General features: G+C 71.4%; 3 protein-coding genes and 1 pseudogene. All 4 read left to right on the forward strand.

All coding sequences use genetic code 11. The features are described 5' to 3' along the window. Positions 1-160: 160 nt before the first annotated feature. Positions 161-316, forward strand: a pseudogene (locus C1J00_RS39450) (DUF2797 domain-containing protein); the annotation flags it as partial. A 106-nt stretch (positions 317-422) separates the two neighbouring features. Then, positions 423-1,160 carry a response regulator transcription factor gene (locus C1J00_RS39455; RefSeq protein ID WP_102913683.1) on the forward strand — a complete coding sequence of 246 codons (738 nt, stop codon included), beginning with the start codon at positions 423-425 and terminating at the stop codon, positions 1,158-1,160. After that, the gene (locus tag C1J00_RS39460; RefSeq protein ID WP_102913684.1) at positions 1,157-2,764 is read left to right on the forward strand and encodes a sensor histidine kinase; all 1,608 of its coding nucleotides are present in this window, start codon (positions 1,157-1,159) and stop codon (positions 2,762-2,764) included. The genes C1J00_RS39455 and C1J00_RS39460 overlap by 4 nt, the downstream gene beginning before the upstream one ends. Before the next feature lie 14 nt (positions 2,765-2,778). After that, a partial coding sequence (locus C1J00_RS39465) for a bifunctional glycosyltransferase family 2/GtrA family protein (protein ID WP_102913685.1) occupies positions 2,779-4,084 on the forward strand: 1,306 nt, incomplete at its 3' end.

Raw genomic sequence — 4,084 nt, forward strand, 5'->3', positions numbered from 1 at the left:
AGTTCGTCGGCAGCGTCAGATGTGTATACGAGACAGGCGACGGGCAGCCCCCCGAGCCCGAACACCCCCGCGTGGTCGACGACCCGCAGCGGCTCCCGTACGAGCGACTCCGGCCACGCGGGGAGCGCGACCGCCCGCTCGTGCAGCTCGGCCACCTCACGGGCCCGATCTGCATCTGGCGACCGGGGGCGGGGTCGTGGTGCTGGACACACGGTTGATGACCGGATGGGGGCTGGTGCCCGCGACGGCGGGTGAACTGACCGTTCCGACCAGGCAGTTCAAGGAGGCGGCGGGCGTGCAGGACGGGCTGTTCTGACCTGGCGGCGCCTCCCAGGTACTGCCTGGGAAATGCCTGTGTGTTTCTCAGGGAAATCACAGGTTGCCGAAAGCGTGTTCTCAGAGCCCCCCGACATCGTGTTCACATGACCACGACCTCGCCCCAGGGGCGCACCGAACTGCTCAGGCCGGACGGGAGCCCCGTCCGCGTGCTGGTGGTGGACGACGAGATGTCGATCACCGAGCTGCTGTCCATGGCACTGCGCTACGAGGGATGGCAGATCCGGAGTGCCGGTGACGGCACGGGCGCGATACAGGCCGCCCGGGACTTCCGGCCCGACGCCGTCGTCCTCGACATGATGCTGCCCGACATGGACGGGCTGGCCGTGCTCGGGCGGCTGCGCCGGGAACTGCCGGACGTGCCGGTGCTCTTCCTCACCGCGAAGGACGCCCTCGAGGACCGGATCGCCGGGCTGACGGCGGGCGGTGACGACTACGTCACCAAGCCGTTCAGCCTCGAAGAGGTCGTCGCGCGGCTGCGCGGGCTGATACGCCGTGCCGGTGCCGCCGACCGGCACTCGGACTCCACGCTGGTCGTCGGCGACCTCACCCTCGACGAGGACAGCCACGAGGTGACCCGGGCCGGGGACGGCATCCACCTGACCGCCACCGAGTTCGAGCTGCTGCGGTTCCTGATGCGCAATCCCCGACGCGTGCTCAGCAAGGCGCAGATCCTCGACCGCGTGTGGTCGTACGACTTCGGCGGCCAGGCCAACGTCGTCGAGCTCTACATCTCCTATCTGCGGCGCAAGATCGACGCCGGGCGCGAGCCGATGATCCACACGCGGCGCGGTGCCGGGTACCTGATCAAACCCGCGCCATGAGCGGCCGACGGCGGCCGGGTACGCAGCAGCGGGCGGGCAGGCGGTGGGCAGGCAAGCCGCGCACGCTGCGGACACGGCTCGTCGTCGCGTCCGTGGTGCTGATCGCCGTGGTGTGTGCGGTGATCGGGACCGTGACGACACTCGCCCTCAGCTCTCATCTGTACGAGCAGTTGGACGGGCAGCTCGGCGGAGCCGCGTCCAGAGCCGCGTCCAGCCCACCCCGGGTTCCCGGCGAGGGCAGGGCCGACGGGCTCGCGAAGAAGAAGGAGGAAAGCCTCACCGACTTCGTCACGAAGGGCCCGCAGCCGGGCGGTACGGTCGCCGCCAAGATCGAGGGCGGCCGGATCACGGAGTCCGCGTACGGCGTCTCCGAAGACAACTTCCAGATGAGCGCGCGGGCGCTGAACTCCGCCCAGGCAGCCGCCCTCGCCTCCGTGCCACAGGTTGAGGGACCGCCGAGAACCGTCGACATCCCCGGCCTCGGCGAGTACCGGGTCGAGTACGAGAACGGTGACAAGGGCAGCTACTACGTGGCCATCCCGACCACGGACGTCACCAACACCATCAACACCCTCATCCTGGTGGAGATCAGCGTCACCGGGGCCGGTCTCGCCGCTGCCGGTCTCGCGGGTTCCGTGCTGGTCGGCGTGGCCACCCGCCCCCTGCGCCGCGTCGCCGCCACCGCCACCCGGGTCTCCGAACTGCCCCTGCACACGGGCGAGGTGAATCTCAGCGAGCGGGTCCCCGACTCCGAGACCGACCCGCACACCGAGGTCGGCCGGGTCGGCGGGGCGCTCAACCGGATGCTGGACCACGTCCACGGGGCGCTGCACGCGCGGCAGCAGAGCGAGACGCGCGTCAGGCAGTTCGTCGCCGACGCCAGTCACGAACTGCGTACCCCGCTGGCGTCCATCCGCGGGTACGCCGAGCTCACCCGGCGCGGCAGGGAGCAGGTCGGGCCCGACACCCGGCACGCGCTGGGCCGGATCGAGTCCGAGGCCGGCCGGATGACCCTCCTCGTGGAGGATCTGCTGCTGCTGGCCCGGCTCGACGCGGGACGGCCGCTGCAGTTCGAGCAGACCGACCTCGTCCCGCTGGTCGTGGACACCATCAGCGACGCCCGGGCGGCCGGCCAGGACCACAACTGGCGCCTCGACCTGCCCGACGATCCCGCGCTCGTGTCGGCGGACGCGGCCCGACTGCAACAGGTGCTGGTCAACCTGCTCGGCAACGCCCGCACCCACACCCCGCCCGGCACGACCGTCACCGCCCGCGTCCAGCGGCGGGGGGCCTTGCTGTGCGTGGACGTCGAGGACAACGGGCAGGGCATCCCGGCCGCGTTGCTCCCGCACGTCTTCGAGCGGTTCGCGCGGGGTGACTCCGCGCGCTCCCGTGCCACCGGCTCGACCGGTCTCGGCCTCGCCATCGTGCAGGCCGTGGCGACCGCGCACGGCGGTGCCGTGAGCGTCGACAGCGCGCCCGGGCGGACCGTGTTCACCGTGCGTCTGCCCGCCCTGCCGCCGCAGCCGGGGCCGGACACGAGCCGGCAGGGGCACTCACAGGCACGCCACAGCCTCACCACATGGGTACAACAGGGCGCCTGACGAAAGTCGGTTCCATGCGAACCGACTCTTCTCCCGGCACGCTGCCGACGCGCGAGCACCTCCCGGCCACACCAGCCGGAACGCCTGTCCTGGACGTAGTGATCCCCGTCTACAACGAGGAGAAGGACCTCCAGCCCTGCGTCCGCAGACTGCGTGATCACCTCGTCCGGACGTTTCCCTACGCGTTCCGCATCACGATCGCGGACAACGCCTCCACGGACAACACCCCGCAGGTGGCGCGGCAACTGGCGGCGCGGATCCCCGAGGTCAGCACCTTCCGCCTGGAGCAGAAGGGGCGCGGGCGGGCCCTGCGGGCCGTCTGGTCCGCCTCGGACGCCCCGGTCCTCGCCTACATGGACGTGGACCTGTCCACCGACCTCAACGCCCTGCTCCCGCTGGTGGCGCCGCTGATCTCCGGCCACTCCGACCTCGCGATCGGCTCCCGGCTGGCGTGCGGTTCCCGGGTGGTGCGCGGACCCAAGCGGGAATTCATCAGCCGGGCCTACAACCTCATCCTGCGCGGATCGCTCCAGGCGCGGTTCTCGGACGCCCAGTGCGGCTTCAAGGCGATCCGCAGGGACGTGGCGCAGGTACTGCTGCCGCTCGTCGAGGACACCGGCTGGTTCTTCGACACCGAGATGCTGGTGCTCGCCGAGCGCGCGGGGCTGCGGATCCACGAGGTGCCGGTCGACTGGGTCGACGACCCCGACTCGACCGTGCACATCGTGAAGACCGCGACCGACGACCTCAAGGGCGTGTGGCGGGTCGGCAGGGCCCTGGCCACCGGCTCACTGCCGCTCGACCGGATCGCACGGCCGTTCGGCGACGACCCACGCGACCGGGACATCGAGGACGTGCCGAAGGGCCTCGCGCGCCAGCTCGTCGGGTTCTGTGTGGTCGGCGCCCTGTCCACCCTCTTCTACCTGCTGCTCTACAGCGGCTTCCGGGCGTTCACCGGCCCCCAGATCGCCAACGCCCTGGCCCTGCTGGTCTCGGCGGTCGCCAACACCGCGGCCAACCGGCGGCTCACCTTCAGGGTGCGCGGGCGCGGCGGGGCCGTACGGCACCAGGCGCAGGGTCTGGTGGTCTTCGGCATCGGACTCGCCCTGACCAGCGGTTCGCTCGCGGCACTGAACGCGGCGGCCTCCGAGCCCGCCCACTCGACCGAACTGGCCGTCCTCATCGCGGCCAACCTCGCCGCGACCGTGCTGCGCTTCCTGCTCTTCCGGGCGTGGGTGTTCCCGGACCGGCGCGAGGACGACTCGGCGCGCGCCGCCTCGTCCTCGCGCCGGTCCCCGTCCCCGTCCCCGTCCCCGTCCC

Source organism: Streptomyces cahuitamycinicus, from assembly GCF_002891435.1.
Classification (GTDB): domain Bacteria; phylum Actinomycetota; class Actinomycetes; order Streptomycetales; family Streptomycetaceae; genus Streptomyces; species Streptomyces cahuitamycinicus.